Genomic DNA, 18639 nt, shown 5'->3' with positions numbered 1-18639 from the left:
CAGGGAGATGCGACCGTCTGACCGGGACGACAGCGGGTCGCTCGACGAAGGTGTCATCCACGACGTCCTCCGCAACGGACGGCGTCGACTCGTCCTCGAACGACTTCGTGAGAGCGGCGACGAACAGTCCGTCGGTGACCTCGCTGAACACATCGCCGAGGTAGAGTCCGGCGAGTCGCCACCGCCGCGAAACGTTCGCCAGAGCGTCTACATCTCGTTGCACCAGACGCACCTCCCGAAACTCGATACGCTCCACATCGTCGCCTACGATTCGGCGGCGAAGGTGGTCTCACTCGGTGGCACTGCCGTCGAACTCGAACCGTATCTGGTCGACGACCCTGCGCAGCGTCCCTTCGCGATGCTCACGTTCACGACCTGTCTCGCCGGCCTCGCACTCGTGCTCGCGGGGTGGATGGGCATGCCCGTCATCGCTCGTGTCGACCCGCGACTCGTGGCGCTCGTGGTGCTCGTCATCGTCGCCCTCGTCAGCGGAGCAGAACTCGGTCTCTTGGCGCGAAACCGTATCTAGTACACGAACGGCCGCTCGACTCAAGTCGACCCCATCCTAACCCCGGCTAGAGATGTCCCCATCGACCGCACTCGTGTGGTTCCGCCGTGACCTCCGTCTGCACGACAACGACGCGCTCGTCGCGGCGTGCGACGCAGACCACGTCGTTCCAGTGTACTGCTTCGACCCGCGAGACTACGGCCAGCGGTCGTTCGGTGGCCACCACTCCTTCGAGTTCCAGAAGACTGGCCACCACCGCGCCCGATTCCGTCTCGAATCGGTCACCGACCTCCGCTCGTCGCTTCGTGACCACGGTTCTGACCTTCTCATCCGCGTGGGCCGCCCCGAGTCGGTGCTTCCCGACGTTGCGGCCGCCGTCGACGCCGACACCGTCACGATGCACACGTTGCCGACAGCCGAGGAGAAACACGTGGAATCGGCAGTCACGCACGCGTTCGCCGATGCCAACGTCTCGGTGCGACCGTTCTGGGGACACACCCTCACTCACATCGACGACTTGCCGATGGCTCTCGCCGACGTCCCAGACACGTACACGACGTTCCGGAAGGCCGTCGAAGCGGAATCACCTGTTCGAGACCCAGTTCCCATCCCGGACATTCCGGCGCTCCCCTCGAACACACCCGAAGTCGGCACCCTGCCATCGCTCTCTGACCTCGGTCCCGAAACGAGCCTCAGTCCCGACGACCGGGGCGTCCTTTCGTTCGACGGTGGCGAGACAGCGGGCCTCGCCCGCGTGGAGTCGTACATCTGGGAGGGTGACCACCTCCGAACGTACAAAGAGACACGAAACGGGATGCTCGGGGCGGACTACTCGTCGAAGTTCTCACCGTGGCTGAACGAGGGGTGTCTCTCCCCTCGCTCCGTCCAGTCCGAGGTCGAACGTTACGAGGACAGTCGAGTGAAAAACGACTCGACGTACTGGCTCACGTTCGAACTCCGCTGGCGCGACTTCTTCCAGTTCCAGTTCGCCAAACACGGCACCGACTTCTTCCACCGAGGCGGCATCAGACACCGCACCGACATCGAGTGGCGGACCGACGACACACAGTTCGAGCGCTGGGCGACGGGGCAGACGGGGATTCCCTTCGTCGATGCGAACATGCGGGAGTTGAACGCGACGGGGTACATGTCGAATCGTGGCCGGCAGAACGCGGCGTCCTTCTTCGCCAACAATCTCCGCCTCGATTGGCGTCGCGGTGCCGCGTACTTCGAGACGCAACTCGTCGACTACGACCCCGCGTCGAACTACGGCAACTGGGCGTACATCGCAGGTGTCGGTAACGACTCGCGGGACCGATACTTCGACATCGTCAAACAGGCACGACAGTACGACGGCGACGCCGCGTACGTGAAACACTGGGTGTCCGAACTCGCCGACCTCCCACCGACGTACGCCCACGAACCGTGGAAGATGAGCGACACAGAACAAGCACAGTACGGTGTCGAGGTGGGTGTCGACTACCCCGCGCCGGTGGTCGACCTCGATGCGTCCTACGAGAAACTCCGCTGAGTCGGAGTTGGGAGGGCCGCTCGCTCAGGCCATCCACATGTTGTCACGCGACTTGTCCGCCCGCGCGACGCCAATCGACAGCACGGCCAGGAGTGCGAACGCGATGAGCGAGAGTCGCGGGATGGTCAACAGGCCGTCGAGCATCGGGTAGAGGACGCTCGTACAGGGGCCACCGACCGAACAGGTCGCGTCGGGTGCGACTTGCAGATAGGTGTGATAGCCGGCGAGTGCAGCACCACCGAGTGAGAGTGGTAACACCGTCTTCCAGACCCCGCCGCGGTCCTCGATGGCCGCCACCCCAAGCACGACGATGAGCGGGTACATCAGGATGCGCTGGTACCAACAGAGGTCACAGGGCGTCAACCCCAGTCCGAGGCTGAAGTAGAGGCTGCCAGCGGTCGCTGCGAGGGCGACGAGCGTGCCGGCCGCGAGTATTGCACGTGTCGCGTCGCTCACGCTCGACTCACCTCCACAGTCGTGTCTGCGGTACCGAGTACGCGCTGTCGATTCGATGGCGGTGCATCCTCATTCCAGTCTTGTTGCACGTGGCGACTCATTGGCTCTCTGCTGCTCTGGCACAAGATACGAGGCAGTCTACCTCAAGCCATCGGCTAGATGGGTGGGTCTGATGAGTGACCCTCGCCGCACCGGGGGACGACCGGTGGGCGAATCTTCGTGGGTCGACTCGGGTACGGAACGATGTGCACCGAACCAGTGCGTCTTGACTGGTGGCGCAATGGATTATGAATGTTACCCCGGCAACGAGTTCACAACACGAACACGACGAGTAGCGCGCCGAAGATGCCGCTGACGACGAGCAGTGCACTCTTCTGTGCGACCGGTGCGAGGAGTTCGCGGTCGATGCTCGCCGCGAGCAGGACCTTGACCAAGATGCTCGCGGCCGTTCCAGCGAGCACGCCGACGATCGCAGTGGTACCCTCGATGTATCCACCACTGAAGAGGGTGACAGTCGTCGTGACTACGGACCCACTGGAGACTAACCCGCCGAGGAAACTCGTCACTACGAACCCAGTCGCACCGAAGTACTGCTGTGCTGCTGCCGAGACGAGGAGGACGAGGAGGAAGAAGAGGCCGAATCTGAGTGCGCTTTCGAGGCTAAACGGCGACTCGAACGACACGTCGAGGTCGACGTTCGACTGCCGTGAGTAGAGCGCGTAACTGACTCCGACGAGCGCGATGAGTCCGAGCGGAATACCCACCTGGAACGCGATTTCGGGGACGAACACTGCGATGAGCGAGAGATTTCGAACCGCCATCGCAGCGTCAGCCAGCAGAACCGCGCCGACGGCGAGTGATCGAATCGACGGATTGCGCTCTGTCCGCCCCGCAATCTCACCGATGACGGCGGTGGAGTTGACGAGCCCCCCGAAAAAGCTCGTAATCGCGATGCCGCGCCCGCCGTAGCGTCTGATGATGATGTAGTTGATGAAGCCAATCGCGCTCACGGCGATGACGAGAAGCCACACGGTTCGCGGATTGACCGCATTCCACGGTCCCAGTGGTTCGTCCGGAAGGAGGGGGTAGACGACGAACGCGATGATCGCCAACTCGATTGCACTCCGGACTTCGTCTGAGGTCAGTCGGTGGGCGAAGCCGTGGAGTTCCCGACGGAGTACCAACAGCAGCGACGCGGTGAGGGCCACGATAACCCCTTCGAGGACGAACCCACCGACGACTGCGGCACCGACCGCATAGGCGACGAGCAGTGACGTAGACGTCGTCAGCGAGAGACTCGCGCTGACACTGCTGTCGGCGTTTTCTGGGTCAGTTGCGGCGGCGCGGTCGAGCTCGGAGGTATCTGCGTCGATATCGTCGCGTCCGGTACGCAGTTTGACGACCCCGCGACTCCCGAGCAGGGCCGCCTGGACGACCACGAGCAGTCCGCCGACTGCGAGGAGGACGTCGCTGTCGAGAGCCACCGCGATTCCGCCGACCAGACTCGTCAGTGTGAACGTCCGCATTCCGGCGGACTTTCCTGACCGCTCACGTTCCAACCCGAGGAACATCCCCAGCGCCGCCGCGACGAACAATCGGGCGACGATGGGGTCGACCGACGCGAACACCTCTTGGACCATTACATCACGCCCGAGTTGGTGTTCCACAAGGAGTGACTGAGAATCATCGGATATAATCTATTTATTTTGAGATAATAAAAACGTGTGAGCTAGTCGAGGTTGGATGGGCGGCGACCGCGTCGTTAGGGGTGTTGTTTTCGAGAGACACAGAGGTCTCTCGGAGAGTTGTGTTCGAGAGAAGAGCCCGGGAGGGGATTTGAACGCCGTGAGACATCCGTCTCACGTTCTCACGCTCACGTTGTTCGCGTGAGCTCCACTCGCAACAAGTTGCTCGCTAGTTCAAATCCCCTGGCTCACAGTCACAGCTTCACAGTCCAAGCGACACGCAGAGCGGTCGCTTGGAAGGTAGTTCAGCAGAGAAGTGCTCGGTAGGGGATTTGAACCCCTGTCCTCGGCTCGAAAGGCCAAGATGATTGGCCGGACTACACCAACCGAGCCAACTGCATTCATGGGTGGTAGTTGGATTATTTTAAGCGTTGCGTTCCGTCCCGGGTGAGTGAGAGGAACCCACTCACGGATAGCGATTACTCGCCGGTGAATTCGGGGTCTCGGTCGCTCGTGAACGCCGCGATACCCTCCATCAGGTCAGTCGTCGTAAACAGCAGGCCGAACGCCTGTGCTTCGAGTTCGAGACCGGCTTCGGTGTCTTCCCAGCCGTTGTGCATGGCGCGCTTCGTGTAGCGCTGTGCAACCGGCGGGCCCTGCGCGAAGCGTTTGGCGTACTCGAACGCCTGCGTCTCGAAGTCGTCGTTCTCGACCACTTCGTTCACGAAGCCGTAGTCGGCCATCGTCGCGGCCTCGTAGCGGTCGGCGCTGAAGATAATCTCTTTCGCGCGGCCGGTGCCGACGATGCGCTGGAGGCGGACGGTGCCGCCCCATCCGGGGAGCAGACCGAGGTTGTGTTCGGGTTGGCCGAACTCGGAGCGTTCGGTCGCGATACGGAGGTCGGCGCACATCGAGAGTTCCATCCCGCCACCGAGACAGAAGCCGTCGATACCGGCGATGACCGGCATGTCGAGGTCTTCGAGTTTGCCGAACGTCTGCTGTCCCTTCCGAGAGAGTTCGACGCCAGTCACGGGGTCTGCGCCGCCCGCGGCGATACTCGTCACGTCTGCACCGGCGGAGAACGCGCGGTCGCCAGCGCCGGTGAGGAGGACGGCGCGAACCTCGTCGTCGTCAGCGAGCACGTCGAGGGCGTCCGAGAGTTCGTCCAGCAGCTCCGTGCTGATGGTGTTGAGGCGGTGTGGCCGGTCGAGCGTGATGTGGCCGACGCCCTCGCGGACGTCGACGGCGATGTCGTCGAACGCGAGCGTGTCTTCGTCTTCTCCCTCGCCGCCGTAGAAGCCCTCGCCGGATTTGGCGAGCTCACGGATGTACTCGACAGCCTCGTAGCGGTCTTCGCCGGTCTCGGAGTGGAGTTCGTCGAGCGTCTCGACGAGTCTGGCGATGCCGGCGTTGTCGGCCATCTTCGCAGGGCCGTCGGGGAAGCGCCCGCCGAGTTTGACTGCGCGGTCGATAGCGTTAGCAGGGGCCACGTCGTTGCCGACGAGTCCGGCGACTTCGTTCGCCATGACGCCGAGCAGGCGGTTCTTGACGGACTCTTTCCCTTCGCCGTGGGGCACCTGTGCGCCTTCGCCGTCCTCGTAGTCGTAGAATCCTTTGCCGGTCTTCTGGCCGAGGTTGCCCTCTTCGACCTTCTCCGAGAGGAGCGGACACGGTCTGTAGGCGTCACCGAGCACCTCGTGCATGTATTCGAGGACGTGATAGCCCACGTCGATGCCGACGTAGTCGGCGAGTTCGAAACTCCCCATCGGGAGTCCAAGGTCGTACTTGGTCGTGGAGTCGACTTCGGCCATCGTCGCGTCGCCGGAGTGGACGATCCACGCCGCCTCGTTCATCAGGGGGACGAGGATGCGGTTGACGATGAACCCGGGACTGTCCTTGCGGACACGGACGGGCGTCTTGCCCATCTTCTCTGCGAGGTCTTCGACGAGGGCGAGCGTCTCGTCGGCGGTGTGTGCACCGGAGATGACCTCGACGAGGTCCATCCGAACTGGCGGGTTGAAGAAGTGCATCCCGCAGAAGCGCTCGGGGCGCTCGGTCACTTCAGAGAGTTCGGTGATAGAGAGACTGGACGTGTTCGTCGCGAAGACGGTGTGGTCCGGCGCGAACGCTTCGAGGTCCGTGTACACCTCTTTCTTGATGGACATCTTCTCGGGGACGGCCTCGATGACGACGTCTGCATCCGCGACGGCCTCTTCGAGGTCGACCACCGGGGTGACGCGGTCGAACGCGGCGTCCGCATCCTCCTGCGAGAGTCGGTCTTTCTCGGCGAGTTTGTTCAGTGACCACTCGATTTGTTCGTAGCCTTTCTGGACGAACTCGTCTTTGATGTCACGGAGGACGACGTCGTACCCGGCGAGGGCAGCAACTTCGGCGATGCCGTGGCCCATGTTGCCCGCTCCGAGAACGGTGATGGTGTTGATATCGTCTACGTTCATGGACAAACGTTACAGTGTGAATTGGTTTCAACGTTTCCATCGAGTGAAATGTAAACCTACTACTCGTTTATTTGACCGTTTTTGCGGTCGGCTGTAGACACTGCCTTCCCGTCAGTCGACACTCCGCCAGAGGTAGAGACTGGCGTAGCTTCGGTACGGCGTCCACGTCTCGGCGCGGTCGACCATCTCACCTCGTGGGAGGGAGTCGGCTTCGACGCCGAAGACGTGTTCCATCCCGCGTCGAATTCCGAGGTCTTCGACTGGGAACACGTCCTCGCGCGCGAGGACGAATATGAGAAACATCTTGGCCGTCCAGACGCCGACGCCGCGAATCTCGGTCAGGGCGTCTATCACCTCGTCGTCGTCCATCGCGCGAAGTGACTCGGCGGACAGGCCATCTTGGAACGCCTCGGCGACGTTGCGGACGTAGCCGACTTTCTGCCCGGAGAGTCCACAGTCCCGGAGCGTCTCTTCGTCGGCCGCGAGAATCCCTGTTGGCGTCACGTCGACGCGGTCGAAGAGTCGGTCACGAATCGTCGCAGCGGCCGTCGTCGACAGTTGCTGGTTGACGATGGAGACGACCAGTCGCTCGAATGGGTCGGTCGCTGGGTCGAGTGTCACCGGGCCGTGGTCTTCGACGACACTGCCGAGATGTGGGTCAGTTCGGAGTGCATCGTACGCGTCGTCGCTCATTACCTCGTGGTTGGACGGTCGGAGAGAAAAGTTCGTGCGTCGCGGACAGGAGTGCTGGCGTCGTGGACGAGACTCGACCTCGCCGACGCCGCAGACGTATGTCGCTCGCTTACTCTTCGAGGCGTTCTTCTTCTTCGTCGTCTTCGTCGTCGCGGTCGGCGTTCGAGCGACGGCGGACGTCGACGCGGTAGTGTTCGAGGATGTCGCGGCCGAGAAGCAGCGGGTAATCCATGTGCGAGCGGTCTTCGACGCTGGCAGTCACCGTGTGCTGGGTTCCGCCGATACCGATGACGAGGTCGACGACCGGGCGGGCCTTCCCGCGCTTGACGCTGCCGGACTTCACGCGCGTCATGCTCTTGATGGGGCCGGCACCGATTTCGGCGGCGAGGCTCGTGTCGATACTGGTCCGGGTCGCACCCGTGTCCGACTTGGCGAGGGTCTGCTGTGAGCCCTTCGTCCCGTTGACGACGACTTCCTCGATGTAGCCGATGATGGGTGCCTCACCGTCGAAGATGGGCGATTCGGCAGGTGCGCAGGACGGAACGGAGTCGTCGAGCGTCGCCGAGAGTTCTTCGACGCGCTTCTCGTCGACTTCGCCGCCAGCGCGCTCGATAGCGAGTTTGGCGATGTACGGCGCGGGGCTCTTGCCCGTCGCCTCGTAGAGACCCTTGAACCCAGCGGTCGGGTTGGCTTCGAGGACGTACCAGCCGTCGTCGCTTTCGACGAGGTCGACGCCGACGTAGTCCATCTCCATCACTTCGGCGGTGTACAGTGCGGTCTCGCGGGCTTCTTCGGGCATCTCGTCCGTCGCGTTGAGGACGTCGCCGCCGAGCGCGACGTTGGTCCGCCAGTCGCCTTCCGGTGCGTAGCGGTACATCGCACCCACGATTTTCCCGTCGACGATGTAGACACGCAGGTCTCGGTGTCGCTGGTCGTCGTGGTCGATGAGTTTCTGGAGGAACGCCTGTCGGTTCCCGACCTTCGGGTTCACAGGTTCGGTCAGGTCGACCTTCCACGTCCCACCGCCGTGGGTACCGATTGCGGACTTGTAGACAGCCACGTCGCCAAAGCGCCCTCGACCCTTGTTGAGTCGGTCGTTCGAGAGTGCCAGCAGCGCGTCTGGGACCTTGATGTTCCAGTTCGCGAGCGTCGCGGCCGTCGCGAACTTGTGAATCGCGGCGAGAACCGCGTCCGGTTCGTTGAGCATCGGCCGGATGCGGTTGAACGTCGTCGCGAGGCCGAGGAGTTCGGCGGGTTCCTCTGTGTTGGAAAGGAGAAGTCGATTCGCGATGATGTCCACCTCAGGCTCGACTGTCACCTCACCGTCTTCGATGTTGATCTCGGCGTTCTCACGTCGGAGCCACACGGGCTCGTGGCCGAGGTCCTCAACTGCGTTCAAAATTGCTTTCGTCTCCTTGCTGTTGTGGAGTGAAAGAACGCCAACACGTACTTCCTCGTTGTTGTTGGTGGACATACTCCAACGAACTCGGGCGGGTTTCAAAGGTATGACGGTCGAGACGTGTGTCTAGAGACTAGTAGTTACTGAATTCGGATGATTTCGCCCGGCGCGACCGTTTATAACCCCGGCCCTCCCATCGGTGTACATGGCCGACAACGAGGCCTTCACCTACAACGGAGGGAAGGTCGAGCCGGGTGAGACTCAAGACATCCGGTACGGCATCTCGGAGACGTACCTCGGCGACCCGGTTCGTATCCCCGTCACGATAATCAACGGGGAGAAACCGGGACCGACTGTCTTCCTCTCTGCTGCCGCCCACGGAGACGAACTAAACGGAATCGAAGTCGTCCGCGAGGTTGCCTACGAATGGGACCTCGCAGACCTCGCGGGCACCCTCGTGTGCATGCCGGTGATGAATGTCCCCGCGTTCCTCGCCCAAGAGCGGTACCTCCCCATCTACGACCGTGACCTGAACCGGTCGTTCCCGGGGTCAGAGACGTCCACGGGAGCAAAGCGGATGGCGTACCGAATCTACCAGAACTTCATCGCGCCCTGTGACCTCGGCATCGACTTCCACACGTCTACGCGTGGGCGGACGAACATGCTACACGTGCGGGCCGACATGTCCGACCCCGCGGTGGCACGCCTCGCGAACGCCTTCGGGTCGCACGTCATCATCGACAGTTCCGGGAGCGACGGAATGCTTCGGACCGAAGCGTCCAGTCGTGGCACGCCGGCGATTACCGTCGAGATGGGTGAAGCACACCGGTTCCAGCGCGAACTCATCGACGAGGCGCTCGCGGGCGTCGAGAGCGTCTTCGCGGAGTACGGCCTCCGTGAAACGTCGACTGTCAACTGGCCCGGGTGGCGCACCGTCATCTCCGACGAGAACGAAAAGACGTGGTTGCGCGCGGACGCGGGCGGCATCGTCGACATGCACCACGACCGAGGTGCGCTCGTCCACAAAGGCGACCGCATCTGCACCATCACGAATCCGTTCAAAGACGACAACGTCACCGTCGTCGCGCCCTTCACCGGACTCCTCGTCGGTGTCCTCGAAAACCCCGTGGTGTACCCCGGAAACCCACTCTGTCACCTCGTCGAACTGAAGGACAAAGTTCGCCGCGTCGTGGAGCGAGAACAGTCCGCGTCACCCGAACTTCCCCTGTGAACGACGGAGGCAGAGATAGAGACAATGCGGTGTCCGGCGATTTTTGCGAACCTTGATGATACATCATACACGTAAGTTCTATACCCTCCCCGTCCCGACGCACACAGGAGCATGAGTCAGTCTTACAATCGGGGCCTCATCGAGGACTTCAGTCGATGGCGCGAGTTCTCGGCCGGCATGTGGGCCTGGATCTTCCACAAGTTCACCGGCTGGGTGCTTGTGGGATACTTATTCACCCACATCGCCGTCTTATCGACGGCCCTCTCGGGCGCGGCGGCGTACACGAACACGATTCAGGCACTGGAGAGCCTACTCGTCGTACGCATCCTCGAAGTTGGACTGCTCGCTGTGGCGGTGTTCCACATCCTCAATGGGCTGCGACTGCTGTTCGTCGACCTCGGGGTCGGCCTTGAAGCACAGGACCAGAGCTTCTACGCGTCGCTCATCCTCACGGGTGTCATCGTCATCGCGAGTGTTCCGACTTTCCTCTCAGGGGTGAGCATCTAATGGCAGAACGATACACGTCCTTCGAGCCAGGCGGACGTCGGTGGCTGTGGCAGCGCCTCACCGCCGCGTTCCTCGTGATCGTATTGGCGTTCCACTTCTTCCTGCTTCACTTCCTCAACCACGCGGACGAAGTGACGTTCGCCCTCTCGCAGGCGCGAATGGAGCAGTTGACGTACTTCTCGCTGATGATTCTGTTCCTCATCACCGCGACGTTCCACGGCGTCAACGGCGTCTACAACGCCCTCGTGAATCAGGGCCTCTCGGGCTCTCGGAAGACGGCGGTCAAGGCGATTCTCGGTGTCGCTAGCCTCGTCCTCATCGTGCAGGGCGTCCGCACCGCACTCGCGTGGGCCGGAGGTGTTCCCATCTAACCATGAGTACGCAAGTTCCCGAACCAGTCGAAGAAGAATCGTCCGCTGAGTCGGTCTCGCCAGGCAAGCAGAAGCGCGACCAGAAGAAGCGCGAACGCGCACAGCGAATCCAAGAGCAGCGAGAGGCCGAAGCGGCCGAGAGAGCACGCTCTGACGACGACACGTACCACCTCAAGGTCTTCCGGTACGACCCCGAAGTGCCGGAGAAACAAGAGCCACGCTTCGACGACTTCTACGTCCCCTACAAGCAGGGGATGACGGTCCTCGACGCGCTCATGTGGGCGCGTGACCACTACGATTCGTCGCTGACCTTCCGGCACTCGTGCCGGCAGGCTATCTGTGGGTCCGACGCGCTGTTCGTCAACGGGTCGCAGCGACTCGGCTGCAAGTCCCAGCTGTCGGACCTCTCGGAACCCGTTCGCATCGAACCGCTCCCGCACGCCGACGTCGTCAAAGACCTCGTCGTCGACATGGAGCACTTCTACGACCAGATGGAGGCGGTCGAACCGTACTTCCAGACGAACTCGCTTCCCGACGGCGAACTCGACGAGCAGCGTCAGACCCGCGAGAACCGCGAGAAGGTCAAGATGTCGACGCGCTGCATCTGGTGTAGTGCGTGTATGTCCTCGTGTAACATCGCGGCCGGCGACAACGAGTACCTCGGCCCGGCGGCCATCAACAAAGCGTACCGCTTTGCGATGGACGAACGCGAAGGTGAGGACATGAAGCAGCGCCGTCTCGAGATTCTCGAACAGGAACACGGTGTCTGGCGTTGCCAGACGCAGTTCTCCTGTACGGAGGTGTGCCCGAAGGACATCCCCCTGACCGAGCACATCCAGGAACTCAAGCGCGAAGCGATCAAGAACAACCTGAAGTTCTGGTGAACTTCTCGGTGAAACTCTGAAGTCAGACCAACCCTACGACACACACAATCACACCATGTACGAACACGACGTTATCGTAGTCGGCGCGGGCGGGGCAGGCCTGCGCGCGGCGATTGCGGCACACGAGGAAGGAGCCGACGTGGCCATCGTGTCGAAGCTCCACCCGGTCCGAAGTCACACGGGTGCGGCAGAGGGCGGCATCAACGCCGCGCTCCGCGAAGCCGACTCGTGGGAGGACCACGCCTACGACACGATGAAGGGCTCGGACTATCTCGCCGACGCACCGGCAGCCGAGACCCTCTGTAAAGACAGTCCGAAAGAGACCATCAAACTCGAACACTGGGGGATGGCGTTCTCCCGTGACGAGGACGGCCGCGTCAGTCAGCGACCGTTCGGTGGCCTCTCGTTCCCGCGAACGACCTACGCGGGTGCAGAGACCGGCCACCAGTTGCTCCACACGATGTACGAGCAACTCGTCAAGCGCGGTATCAAAGTCTACGACGAGTGGCACGTGACGCGACTCGCCGTCTCCGACGAGGAGCGACCGGAAGACCGCACCTGTCACGGCATCGTCGCCTACGACGTGCAGACCGGCAACATCGAAGGCTTCCGCGCTCGCAACGGTGTCATCCTCGCGACCGGTGGTCTCGGACAGGTCTACGACCACACGACGAACGCCGTCTCCAACACTGGCGACGGTGTCGCGATGGCGTACCGCGCGGGCGTCCCAATCGAGGACATGGAGTTCATCCAGTTCCACCCGACGACCCTCCCTTCGACGGGTGTTCTCATCTCCGAAGGTGTCCGCGGTGAAGGTGGGATTCTCTACAACGAAGACGGCGAGCGCTTCATGTTCGAGTATGGGTACGCGAACAACGCAGGCGAACTCGCTTCCCGTGACGTGGTGTCCCGCGCCGAACTGACGGAAGTCAACGCAGGCCGTGGCATCGAAGACGAGTACGTTCACCTCGACATGCGCCACCTCGGCGAAGAGCGCATCCTCGACCGCCTCGAAAACATCCTCCACCTCGCAGAGGACTTCGAAGGCGTCGACGGACTCGTCGAACCGATGCCGGTCAAGCCCGGCCAGCACTACGCGATGGGCGGCATCGAGACCGACGAGAACGGCGAGACGTGTGTCACGGGTCTGTACGCAGCAGGCGAGTGTGCCTGTGCCTCCGTCCACGGCGGCAACCGCCTCGGCGGCAACGCGCTCCCCGAACTCATCGTCTTCGGCAAGCGCGCCGGTCACCACGCCGCTGGCAAGGACATGGAAGACGCGCGGATTACGACCGGCAAGGTCGGCGACTACGAAGAAGCCGAAATCGACTCGCCGGTCCAACTCGGCGAAGTCGGCCTCGGTGAGGACGTCGCTGCCGACGGTGGCGCGACGGCCGCTGCCTCCGGGAGCGAACTCGTCCAGCAGGCAGTCGACGAGGAACGCGAGACCGTCGAGGCGCTGCTGGAGAAAGACGACGGTATCCAGCACGCAGAGATTCGCGAGCGCGTCCAGAAGTCCATGACGCGCAACGTGAACGTTTTCCGTGAGGAAGAAGGGCTCAAGCAGGCGCTCGGCGACATCCGCGAAGCACGCGAACTGTATCTGGACGTCTTCGTGGCCGACAAGTCCCGGACGTTCAACACCGACCTCCTCCAGACGCTGGAGACGCGCAACATCCTCGACATCGCCGAAGCGATTACCCTCGGCGCGCTCGCGCGCAACGAGTTCCGTGGTGCCCACTGGCGGAAAGAGTACCAGGAACGCCGTGACGAAGAGTGGCTCAAGCACACGCTGCTCTCGTGGAACGACGGCAACCCAGAACTCTGGTACAAGCCGGTCATCCTCGAAGGCGAGAACAAGACGTACGAGCCAAAGGTCCGGAGCTACTAGGCTCGTCGCGCTGTCGAGAACAGCAGACTGAACACTTCTTTCGAAGCAGATTTCCAACAGCGACAGCGCCGGGTCGTCGTCGCGGCCGTGGTCGCACTCGTCGTCTCAATCGAGCGCCGACAGGGAGTACACCCACCAACGTCTATTTGTCCGGAGAAGCCCTAGGTCGCCTCGGAAGGGTGGCTCAGTGGTAGAGCACACCGGCAGTGACCGTTCGCGGTCGATCCGGTGGATTTCAATGGCTTCGCGTGGTTCGACTCCCGCCCCTTCCGTTCCGTTCTGGTCGCCTCACCGCTCGTGAACGACTCACTCACTCGTATCTTCGACGACAGTCGAAGTCCTGACCGTCAAAAGCCGTATTTTCTCGCATGTACGTTCGTGACGAACACAACGATTCGCTCGAATCTGAGTATCTCGTGGCCTCACTCGCGTCGCTCGGTGTTCGACGATTGTTGTAAGAGAGTTTTATTATCGTCGAAGCATAGAGAACGACAACGACCATGCAACAGACGGTTCCAAAAATCGAACTCCCTGGTGAGCTCGAATCCCCCTCGGCAAAACTCGTGTATCTGTATCTCACAACACACGATGGTGCCTCCATCACCGAACTGCAGGACGGCCTCGAAATGAAGAAGATTTCTCTCTACAGTATCCTCGGAACGCTCTGTAAGCGTGGCCTCGTCCGACAGGAGGCCGAACGGTACCACATCGCTCACTAAGATCGCGTGGAGCGCGCCGGTCGAACGTTCGCTCCGTCTCTGACCATGTCCTCACAAGAGGGACAGACTCGCGGATTCTCCATTCCGTCGGGCGTGAAGACGCGAGCGTACGCAGGAGTCACAAAGGATTCGCAGTTCTGACATTCTGGCATGGTACCTAGTGTCCATCACGAATGTCTCATAAGTTTTCTCCCTACAACAACGCAAGAAGACCACCGATGATGAGCAGCGCGAAGATGAGCAGCGTCACCGCGAGCATGAACTGGTCAGTCGCGTTCATAGCGGAGTGACGCTCTCTGGGAGAATAAACACTCTCCTGTCAGTGATTCATCGAATTTCTCTGATTTTCTCCAGCGATAATGGCAGAGATAGAACTAAATTCACGCGCTCCATCGACACCGTATCAGACCCTCATGGAGTACGTGTACGCGATGACTGGGTTGCTCGTCGGCCTCCTCCTCGGAGCAATCGCAGTCGTGACTGCACTCACGTACACGCCGTACGGTGCCTCGCTGTTCGACACCGCAATCACCGCGGTGACCGGTGTGACACTCCAACTCGGTAATCTGCTCTCCATCTCGGCGCTCACCGCGTTCGCGTTCGAGGCGCTCTCACTCGTGGGGGTTCACTACCCGATTGTCGTTCCAGCAGCGTTCGCCTACACGCTGACGCACGTCACCGTCTACTACTCGTGTATCCGAATCACCGACCTCCAGACAGAGCCACTCAATCCGGACATTATCATCCAGCATAATCCGTTCCGTGCCCTCGTCCTCGGTGTTCCGGGGTCACTGCTGCTCATCCGGGTTCGCCCACCGTCGGGCCGTAACTGAGTCCGCTGACGGACTGGCCTGTGCGCTGGTTTTCGATGGAGTAGCTATGCGAGCCGAATTTGGAACAGAGTTGGGTGGGAGTCGAGTGAGATGGGACCGAGAAGTGAAAAAATCGATATACCGGTCCCGATGCTTCTCTTCGAATAGGTCGGTTCGTCTGCTGTGCCACCCTGTCGACGAACCGGCCGCTTGGAGAGACTATGCAAGAAAACACCAACAGCGGAGCGTCTACCCGACGACGTTTCCTTCGAACTACGGGCGTCGTCGCTGGGGCACTGACGCTCGGCGTCTCGGCGGCCGGGACTGCTGCAGCAGACGCATCGAACAACCCAGCCAAACCGGGGCGTATCTACGCAGACGACCGCCTCTTCGCGACGGCCGACGTCACGGACCTTCCGAAACCGAACGGCCGAAACGACCACTCGTTCGACGAACTGTACGTGTTCGTGGACGGGAGCCAACACGCCGTCACCGAAGCAGCACCCGGTGAGCGCGACTTCAACGGCGGGCGCTGGTCCGTCACGACAGTCGAGTGGAAAGAGAGCCCAACGGAAACCGTCACGAACGACGACAGACTCCACGAACTCGAAGCGTCGGGCGACATCGTGGTCATCGCCGAGGGCGTCCGGTACTTCGAGTGCCCGATGATTCCACTGAACGACTCGTAGACGAACCACCCCGATTCGCGTCGATTTTTCCCGACGAACCGAGGCGGTCGAGACAACTCACCACAGTCGAGAGCGCCCGGTAAATAGAGCTGACAGAGTCAGGAGTGGGCTCTCAGACAACGGGTTCACGAGGTATTCACCCTTGATGCGTATCGACCACGACGATGGCTGCTCCTCGTTCGCGCCCGTGGAACACAACCACTCGTTCGACTGACTGCTGAGCTTCGTGATGCCGGGTGAGCAGACGAGTTAGTAGCCGAGGCGCGAGAGTTCGTCGACGACGCTCAGTAGTTCGTTGATGGCTCGACACCATCTCTGCCTGAAGAAAGAGGGCTTAGTGCGGTTTCGATAATTGAAACGACTGGTGAGTGTCGACCCTGTGTACTCACTGGTTCGTCACTCACTCAGTCGTTCTCGTGCCTCGTCGACCCAGGTGTGGACTCGCTCAGTGCCGACGTCGGTGGCTGCCACCAGTGCATCCACGTCCGCGTTCGCGAGGTCAGTGAGATTCGTCACACCCGCATCGCGGAGTCGCTGTGCGTAGTTCGGCCCGATGCCATCGATGGTTTTGAGGTCATCGGTCTGGGCTGATGCATCAGCATCTCGTTCCGGCGTCTCCGTCTCTTCGACAGTCGGCGACGAATCAGTGTCTCCCGATTGGGTCGTCACCTCGTCGGTCACCGAGCGTTCCGCAAACCACTCGCAGACCTCGGGCCAGAGCTTTTCGTGTGATTTCGACGACACCGACAGCCCGATGTGACCGGTCGGGAACTCCATGACGGCCGTGTCGTCGCTGGCGACGTAGTCGTTGAAGGGCGTACTCGCTTCCGGCGGGATGAGGTGGTCGTATTCGCCCGTAATCTGGAGGACTGGCATATCCACCGCCGACAGGTCGACGCGACTGTCTCCCAGATACAGTTCACCCTTGACGAGCTTGTTCGACTGGTAGACATCTTCGAGGAACTGCCGGTACGTCTCGCCAGCCACGTCGATGCCATCGCCGAGCCACCGTTCCATCCGCGCAAAATTCTCGACGAATTCGTCGTCCTCGAGGTTGTCGTAAAAGTGGACGTACTTCGTCACGAAGTTGCTCACCGGGTCCATAAGTGCGAACCCGACGTCGAGGAATTCGGAGGGGACGTTGCCGAACGCCTCGGTGACGTCTTTCGGCGAGAAGTACGATTCATCCCCCCAGCGTTCGAGGACGCCACCCGTCCCGTCGAAGCAGAGTCCCGCGGCCATCAGACCGAGGTTTCGAACCTTCTCGGGGTGGAGCGCGGCGTACATGGCACTCATGGTACCTCCCATACAGTAGCCGAGGATGTTGATGGCGTCTTGGCCCGAGCGCTCGCGGACGACATCGACACAGTTCTCCAGATAGCGGTTGACGTAGTCATCGAGCGTGAGTGAAGCGTCGAGGAGTGATGGCTCTCCCCAGTCGATGAGGTAGACGTCGAACCCGTTCTCGAGGAGCGTGCGAACGACGCTTCGGTCCGGTTGCAGGTCGAGGATGTACGGCCGGTTGATGAGGGCGTACACGACGAGAATCGGGACGTCGTGCTGCGATTCGGTCTGCGACTCGTAGTGGAGCAGCTGGAGTTTGTTCTCCTCGTAGACGACTTCGCTCGGCGTCTGTCCGACCTCGACAGCGTTCGCTCGCTCGACCTGCGACGGAAGGGTGGCATTCTTTTCGAACATCGATGCTGCAGTCTCGAACTGCTTGCGCTGGATGTTCAACGCTGCAGTGAACGGATTCATGACTCCATGGCGTCGAGCAGTCGGTCGAGCTTCTTCTCGACGGCGTGCTGTCGCCGCTCGAACTCGACCAGTCGCTCACCGATCTCTTGAACGTCGTTCTTGGTCGCGAAGCCGAGCGAGTGCAGCGTCTCTGCGGCAGTCTCGTCGACCTTCTCTTGGTACTCGAGAACGTCGCTTACCGTCGCTCCTGTGACGGCAGCGAACGTGCTGGTCTCCATGACGTCTTTGAACGAGTCGTTAGCGGCGCGCAGCCAGATATCTCGGAACTCATCAGTCGAGATATCTTCTCCCTCGACGGCGTCGTTCGTCTGTTCGAGCATCTTCACTGCGGCTTCCATCCAGGTCTGGTACGCACGCGCGTAGCCCTCGAGACCCTCGTCCATCGTCTCGGCGATGGCTTGGTCGTTCTCGACCGTGTCGATCCACGATTCGACGAACTGCGCCTGCATCTGAACGTTCTCCTCGAACGCTTCGAGGGTCGTTCGGTTCATCTCGTCCATCATCTCGACCCACTGGTCGATACTGTCTTTGTTTGGTGTCGCGTCGCTCATGGTTGGTAATTCAAATCGTCATCACTTGTGATTAAGGTGTTACTCCGTGTCTGCGGGAGACTCGTCGGTCGCTGTGGCCTCGACCTCAGCGAGTGATTCGAGGTACAGTTCGAACGAGTCGTCGACGAACGAGGCGTACTGGTCGACCAGTGCGTCGTAGGCTTCGACGTTCCCTTCTATCGACTGGTGGACGATGTCCCACGTCTGGTCGGACAGCTCGTCCATCGCGTCGAACTGCTCGTCGACAACTTCGTGGAAGTCACGTGAGAGTCGCTCTTCGCTCTGGGTCGACTCTTGCATCGCGTCGACTGCCGTTTCGACGGACGACCGGGTGAGTTCGCTACTCTTCTGCTGGGCAGTCTGCTGGGACTCGACGCTGTCGGCTGCAGCGTGTACAAGGCGCTTGTGCAGTTCGAACCCCTCGCGGGTTGCCTCTCGTGCCTGCTCGAGCGACTGCCGCTGCATCTGCGTGACCATACCGAACGGTTCCATCATCTG

19 protein-coding genes and 2 tRNA genes are annotated in these 18639 nt (G+C 61.3%); 11 read left to right on the top strand and 10 right to left on the bottom strand.

The features are described from left to right. The first annotated feature begins 7 nt into the window (after positions 1–7). Both GJR98_RS08985 and GJR98_RS08980 read left to right on the top strand, forming a co-directional pair. The gene (locus GJR98_RS08985) at positions 8–529 is read left to right on the top strand and encodes a DUF7344 domain-containing protein (protein ID WP_151137476.1); all 522 of its coding nucleotides are present in this window, start codon (positions 8–10) and stop codon (positions 527–529) included. Positions 530–581: 52 nt separating this feature from the next. Then, complete coding sequence (locus GJR98_RS08980; protein ID WP_151137474.1) at positions 582–2039, top strand: DASH family cryptochrome; 1458 nt, start codon at positions 582–584, stop codon at positions 2037–2039. Between the two features lie 24 nt (positions 2040–2063). On the opposite strand, the gene GJR98_RS08975 is transcribed toward GJR98_RS08980, so the two are convergent. The 6 genes from GJR98_RS08975 to GJR98_RS08950 form a co-directional block, all read right to left on the bottom strand. Further along, positions 2064–2495 carry a disulfide bond formation protein B gene (locus tag GJR98_RS08975; RefSeq protein WP_151137472.1) on the bottom strand — a complete coding sequence of 144 codons (432 nt, stop codon included), beginning with the start codon at positions 2493–2495 and terminating at the stop codon, positions 2064–2066. A gap of 311 nt (positions 2496–2806) precedes the next feature. Next, on the bottom strand, positions 2807–4135 hold the full coding sequence (locus tag GJR98_RS08970; RefSeq protein ID WP_151139415.1) for an MgtC/SapB family protein: 1329 nt from the start codon (positions 4133–4135) through the stop codon (positions 2807–2809). A gap of 362 nt (positions 4136–4497) precedes the next feature. Beyond that, positions 4498–4572, bottom strand: a tRNA-Glu gene (locus GJR98_RS08965). Positions 4573–4659: 87 nt separating this feature from the next. Then, entirely contained in the window at positions 4660–6636 is a 1977-nt protein-coding gene (locus GJR98_RS08960; protein WP_151137470.1) for a 3-hydroxyacyl-CoA dehydrogenase/enoyl-CoA hydratase family protein, read from the bottom strand. A 111-nt stretch (positions 6637–6747) separates the two neighbouring features. Further along, on the bottom strand, positions 6748–7329 hold the full coding sequence (locus GJR98_RS08955) for a DNA-3-methyladenine glycosylase family protein (protein WP_151137468.1): 582 nt from the start codon (positions 7327–7329) through the stop codon (positions 6748–6750). 109 nt (positions 7330–7438) lie between these two features. Continuing rightward, positions 7439–8803 carry a putative ATP-dependent zinc protease gene (locus GJR98_RS08950; RefSeq protein WP_151137466.1) on the bottom strand — a complete coding sequence of 455 codons (1365 nt, stop codon included), beginning with the start codon at positions 8801–8803 and terminating at the stop codon, positions 7439–7441. Between the two features lie 130 nt (positions 8804–8933). On the opposite strand from GJR98_RS08950, the gene GJR98_RS08945 reads away from it, so the two are divergent. From GJR98_RS08945 to GJR98_RS08915, 7 genes are all read left to right on the top strand, one after another. Beyond that, complete coding sequence (locus GJR98_RS08945; protein ID WP_151137464.1) at positions 8934–9959, top strand: succinylglutamate desuccinylase/aspartoacylase family protein; 1026 nt, start codon at positions 8934–8936, stop codon at positions 9957–9959. Positions 9960–10070: 111 nt separating this feature from the next. Then, positions 10071–10466, top strand: coding sequence for a succinate dehydrogenase, cytochrome b556 subunit (gene sdhC, locus GJR98_RS08940; RefSeq protein WP_058572170.1), 396 nt, complete (start codon positions 10071–10073; stop codon positions 10464–10466). After that, positions 10466–10837: a succinate dehydrogenase hydrophobic membrane anchor subunit gene (locus GJR98_RS08935; RefSeq protein ID WP_151137462.1), complete on the top strand. Its 372-nt coding sequence runs from the start codon at positions 10466–10468 to the stop codon at positions 10835–10837. The genes sdhC and GJR98_RS08935 overlap by 1 nt, the downstream gene beginning before the upstream one ends. A gap of 2 nt (positions 10838–10839) precedes the next feature. Then, on the top strand, positions 10840–11721 hold the full coding sequence (locus tag GJR98_RS08930; RefSeq protein WP_151137460.1) for a succinate dehydrogenase/fumarate reductase iron-sulfur subunit: 882 nt from the start codon (positions 10840–10842) through the stop codon (positions 11719–11721). 55 nt (positions 11722–11776) lie between these two features. Further along, entirely contained in the window at positions 11777–13612 is a 1836-nt protein-coding gene (locus tag GJR98_RS08925) for an FAD-binding protein (protein ID WP_151137458.1), read from the top strand. A 173-nt stretch (positions 13613–13785) separates the two neighbouring features. Beyond that, positions 13786–13884, top strand: a tRNA-OTHER gene (locus GJR98_RS08920). 228 nt (positions 13885–14112) lie between these two features. Beyond that, positions 14113–14331 carry a TrmB family transcriptional regulator gene (locus GJR98_RS08915; protein WP_151137456.1) on the top strand — a complete coding sequence of 73 codons (219 nt, stop codon included), beginning with the start codon at positions 14113–14115 and terminating at the stop codon, positions 14329–14331. Here the strand turns inward: GJR98_RS08915 and GJR98_RS18135 are convergent. Beyond that, complete coding sequence (locus tag GJR98_RS18135) at positions 14328–14483, bottom strand: DUF7563 family protein (RefSeq protein ID WP_449271767.1); 156 nt, start codon at positions 14481–14483, stop codon at positions 14328–14330. The genes GJR98_RS08915 and GJR98_RS18135 overlap by 4 nt on opposite strands. A 261-nt stretch (positions 14484–14744) precedes the next feature. Between GJR98_RS18135 and GJR98_RS08910 the strand changes: the two genes are divergently transcribed. Continuing rightward, the gene (locus GJR98_RS08910) at positions 14745–15164 is read left to right on the top strand and encodes a hypothetical protein (RefSeq protein WP_151139414.1); all 420 of its coding nucleotides are present in this window, start codon (positions 14745–14747) and stop codon (positions 15162–15164) included. Between the two features lie 200 nt (positions 15165–15364). Continuing rightward, entirely contained in the window at positions 15365–15832 is a 468-nt protein-coding gene (locus tag GJR98_RS08905; protein WP_151137454.1) for a hypothetical protein, read from the top strand. Positions 15833–16228: 396 nt separating this feature from the next. Here GJR98_RS08905 and phaC read toward each other — a convergent pair whose 3' ends face one another. From phaC to GJR98_RS08890, 3 genes are read right to left on the bottom strand one after another with little or no spacing between them, the layout of a single operon-like run. Then, the gene (phaC, locus tag GJR98_RS08900) at positions 16229–17530 is read right to left on the bottom strand and encodes a class III poly(R)-hydroxyalkanoic acid synthase subunit PhaC (RefSeq protein ID WP_228717180.1); all 1302 of its coding nucleotides are present in this window, start codon (positions 17528–17530) and stop codon (positions 16229–16231) included. Between the two features lie 56 nt (positions 17531–17586). Further along, positions 17587–18141 (bottom strand): poly(R)-hydroxyalkanoic acid synthase subunit PhaE, encoded by a 555-nt coding sequence (locus GJR98_RS08895; protein ID WP_151137450.1) that lies wholly within the window; start codon positions 18139–18141, stop codon positions 17587–17589. A gap of 39 nt (positions 18142–18180) precedes the next feature. Continuing rightward, a complete protein-coding gene (locus GJR98_RS08890; RefSeq protein WP_151137448.1) occupies positions 18181–18633 on the bottom strand; it encodes a hypothetical protein in 453 nt (150 codons plus the stop codon). Between the last annotated feature and the right edge of the window lie 6 nt (positions 18634–18639).

It is taken from the genome of Haloferax marinisediminis (assembly GCF_009674585.1).
In the GTDB taxonomy this organism is placed as follows: domain Archaea; phylum Halobacteriota; class Halobacteria; order Halobacteriales; family Haloferacaceae; genus Haloferax; species Haloferax marinisediminis.
This window is presented reverse-complemented; position numbering and strand designations above follow the sequence as displayed.

Bases quoted from the DNA above. Each gene is read 5' to 3' on its own strand.
- GJR98_RS08985 (WP_151137476.1), top strand. From the start codon at position 8: ATGCGACCGTCTGACCGGGACGACAGCGGGTCGCTCGACGAAGGTGTC.
- GJR98_RS08980 (WP_151137474.1), top strand. From the start codon at position 582: ATGTCCCCATCGACCGCACTCGTGTGGTTCCGCCGTGACCTCCGTCTG.
- GJR98_RS08970 (WP_151139415.1), bottom strand. From the start codon at position 4,135: ATGGTCCAAGAGGTGTTCGCGTCGGTCGACCCCATCGTCGCCCGATTG.
- GJR98_RS08960 (WP_151137470.1), bottom strand. From the start codon at position 6,636: ATGAACGTAGACGATATCAACACCATCACCGTTCTCGGAGCGGGCAAC.
- GJR98_RS08955 (WP_151137468.1), bottom strand. From the start codon at position 7,329: ATGAGCGACGACGCGTACGATGCACTCCGAACTGACCCACATCTCGGC.
- GJR98_RS08950 (WP_151137466.1), bottom strand. From the start codon at position 8,803: ATGTCCACCAACAACAACGAGGAAGTACGTGTTGGCGTTCTTTCACTC.
- GJR98_RS08945 (WP_151137464.1), top strand. From the start codon at position 8,934: ATGGCCGACAACGAGGCCTTCACCTACAACGGAGGGAAGGTCGAGCCG.
- sdhC (WP_058572170.1), top strand. From the start codon at position 10,071: ATGAGTCAGTCTTACAATCGGGGCCTCATCGAGGACTTCAGTCGATGG.
- GJR98_RS08935 (WP_151137462.1), top strand. From the start codon at position 10,466: ATGGCAGAACGATACACGTCCTTCGAGCCAGGCGGACGTCGGTGGCTG.
- GJR98_RS08930 (WP_151137460.1), top strand. From the start codon at position 10,840: ATGAGTACGCAAGTTCCCGAACCAGTCGAAGAAGAATCGTCCGCTGAG.
- GJR98_RS08925 (WP_151137458.1), top strand. From the start codon at position 11,777: ATGTACGAACACGACGTTATCGTAGTCGGCGCGGGCGGGGCAGGCCTG.
- GJR98_RS08915 (WP_151137456.1), top strand. From the start codon at position 14,113: ATGCAACAGACGGTTCCAAAAATCGAACTCCCTGGTGAGCTCGAATCC.
- GJR98_RS18135 (WP_449271767.1), bottom strand. From the start codon at position 14,483: ATGCCAGAATGTCAGAACTGCGAATCCTTTGTGACTCCTGCGTACGCT.
- GJR98_RS08910 (WP_151139414.1), top strand. From the start codon at position 14,745: ATGGAGTACGTGTACGCGATGACTGGGTTGCTCGTCGGCCTCCTCCTC.
- GJR98_RS08905 (WP_151137454.1), top strand. From the start codon at position 15,365: ATGCAAGAAAACACCAACAGCGGAGCGTCTACCCGACGACGTTTCCTT.
- phaC (WP_228717180.1), bottom strand. From the start codon at position 17,530: ATGTTCGAAAAGAATGCCACCCTTCCGTCGCAGGTCGAGCGAGCGAAC.
- GJR98_RS08895 (WP_151137450.1), bottom strand. From the start codon at position 18,141: ATGAGCGACGCGACACCAAACAAAGACAGTATCGACCAGTGGGTCGAG.
- GJR98_RS08890 (WP_151137448.1), bottom strand. From the start codon at position 18,633: ATGGAACCGTTCGGTATGGTCACGCAGATGCAGCGGCAGTCGCTCGAG.